We start from the raw sequence: 2,545 nt of genomic DNA on the forward strand, positions 1-2,545 counted from the left end.
AAACTGACGAAGCAGAGGATATACATAAAGAACCGAGGAAAGATAGAAGCGAGGGATTTCAAGGACAAAGACAGAGGAAAAGGCAGCTATGGTGAATATGCAGAACGGATCATAGAGGACGCCTGCGAGGGAGCGATTGATTTCAGCATATTTGAGAGGAGAGAGCCTGTTTTCGATGGAAGCAGCGGAACCCAGACACTGATCAGAAGCCTTAGCATGAACAGAGGCATACCGCTAAGCTAGATGATAATCATTTTGGATCTGTCAACCAAAAACTCCACAACAACTTGACACCGCCAACCCGCTCTTTTTTATTGACTTTAAACAATTCGCACATTAAACTAAAGACAAAGAATCGTCTAATTTTTATTGGAAAATACTTACATTTATCTTAAAATCATTTATACTTTACTTGTCAATTGGAATTCCAGATTGGCAATTACCCAGGCAAGTGGGAGAAAGGAGGGCATAATGGAAGAAATGACAGACAAGCAATTCGACAAAATATTAAAAATGGTGGCTATGATATTAGACGGCTGTAAAGATCTTGACGAAGCGAAAGCGAAAGTCAAGGAGTTAATTGAAAAAGAAAAACCTGCCGAATAATGCTCGGTGGTCGTAAAACAGTAATATGTGAATTTCTTGGAACAGGCATGATTTCGGTCATGCCTGTTCCGCTTTTATCAGTTCATCCACGGGAATATAGCCAACAAGGTCATATTCGATATGTACCCTCTGTTTGCGTTTACCGCTGGACTTGTCCGGTGCCTCCACATAAACCGCCTTTACAAGCTCTCTGAGAGCATATGGCGTAAGTTCTGTGAGGTCGGTGTATCTGCGTGCCCGCTGAATAAACTGTTCAAGGTCTTCTATCTGTCGTTCCTGTACTTCAATCTCTTTTTGCAGATTTACGATTTCAACTTTGAGCTGCGCCTGCTCATCCTCGTAGGTCTTGCTCATCATGGCAAAGCGATCATCGTTCAGCTTGCCCTTGGCGTTGTCCTCGTAGATTTTGATAAACAGGCGATCAAGCTCCCCTATACGCTTTTCTGCCTGTGCCAGACGCTTTTTATATACCCTTATGGTTTCCTCGCTTTGCAGACGGAGTTTTTGCTCCATTTCCACCCTGAAATGTGCTTCATATCGGGTCACATACGAGATAACCTCTTTCATGTGATTCCAGACCAAATCCTCCAGAACTACGGCACGAATGTAGTGTCCGCTGCACTTGTCCTTGTTGGCTCGATGAGTAGAACAGGTGAAAAAGTCCTGTCGCTTTTCAAAGTATTTGGTGGTGGAATAGTAGAGCTTCTGCTTGCAATCAGCACAGAACACCAATCCCGAAAACGGACTGCTCTTACCTGTTGCCGTTCGCCTGTGTCGCTGCTGACGAATCTCCTGCACCTTGTCAAAGACTTCCTGCTCGATAATGGCAGGATGGGTGTTGTAGAAAATCACTCGATTTTCTTCGGGATTTTCCCGCTGCTTTTTGTCCCAAATGGAATTGGTGTAGGTCTTGAAATTGACCGTTGCGCCAATGTACTCTTTTCGTTCAAGAATATTGACAATGGTGCTTTCGTGCCAGCGGTAAGGGTTCTCCGGCTCGGTGTGCGGTGTTTTCACGCCTTGTTTGTTTTTGTATGCGGTAGGTGTGAGTATCTTGTCCTTTTCAAGCTGGTCTGCAATTTGGCTCGGTCCACGCCCATTCATGCAGAGCGTGAAAATCTTCTTGACCACCTGTGCAGCTTCCTCGTCAATAATCCATTCCTTTGGATTTTTGGGATTTTTCATGTAGCCATATGGCACATGGACGGTCAATCTTTCACCACGCTCACCCTTTGCTTTTTGCACCGCACGAATCTTTCGGCTTGTATCTTTGGCAAAAAATTCGTTGAACCAGTTTTTGATACCGGCAATGTCACTGTCGGTGCTGTTGGGGTTGATGCTGTCAAAGTGGTCGTTGATGGCGATGTAGCGGACATCGTTCTGAGGAAAAGTGTAGTTGATATACAGTCCCGTCAAAGCGGAGTTTCGCCCAAGCCTTGACAGGTCTTTCGTAATGACCGTACCCACATGACCGGCTTCAATTTCATCAAGCATTTTCTGAAAACCAGGACGATCATAGGTCACACCGCTGTAGCCGTCATCAATGAAAAATGTCGGGTGGGGAAAGCGGTGATCTCGTGCGTATTGAAGCAACATAGCCTTTTGATTTTGGATGGAATTTGACAAATCCTCTTTGCCGTTTTTCTTCTCATCCTTGGTGTCCTCTACGGACAATCTGCAATAAAGTGCTGTGATTTTGTCGGTTGCCCTTAACATTTCGTTATCCTCCTTTGGTTGGGCAACTGTCTGTACAGGATTGGAATGGTTGTTTATATCAAGAGAGGTGTCGCTATTCATTCGCCATCCTCCGTGATATCAGAGTAAACGGTAAATAGCCCGTGCCATGAAAACATAAAAAATGCTCACTTGAATGTGAGCCATCTAAAGATGACAATCGCCGCCAGGTTCATGACTTGGCAGCGTTGATATTACTTGGATT

Annotated in this window: 3 protein-coding genes; 2 read left to right on the top strand and 1 reads right to left on the bottom strand. The window is 44.6% G+C overall.

The features are described from left to right. Both H9L42_RS16510 and H9L42_RS17205 read left to right on the top strand, forming a co-directional pair. A partial coding sequence (locus H9L42_RS16510) for a hypothetical protein (protein WP_187304495.1) occupies positions 1–243 on the top strand: 243 nt, incomplete at its 5' end. A 228-nt stretch (positions 244–471) separates the two neighbouring features. Then, positions 472–606, top strand: a complete 135-nt coding sequence (locus H9L42_RS17205; RefSeq protein WP_283243264.1) for a hypothetical protein — start codon at positions 472–474, stop codon at positions 604–606. A 57-nt stretch (positions 607–663) separates the two neighbouring features. On the opposite strand, the gene H9L42_RS16515 is transcribed toward H9L42_RS17205, so the two are convergent. After that, positions 664–2,322 carry a recombinase family protein gene (locus H9L42_RS16515; protein ID WP_243235854.1) on the bottom strand — a complete coding sequence of 553 codons (1,659 nt, stop codon included), beginning with the start codon at positions 2,320–2,322 and terminating at the stop codon, positions 664–666. Positions 2,323–2,545: the final 223 nt, after the last annotated feature.

The sequence above is a fragment of the Zhenpiania hominis genome (assembly GCF_014333425.1).
GTDB lineage: Bacteria > Bacillota > Clostridia > Peptostreptococcales > Anaerovoracaceae > Hominibacterium > Hominibacterium hominis.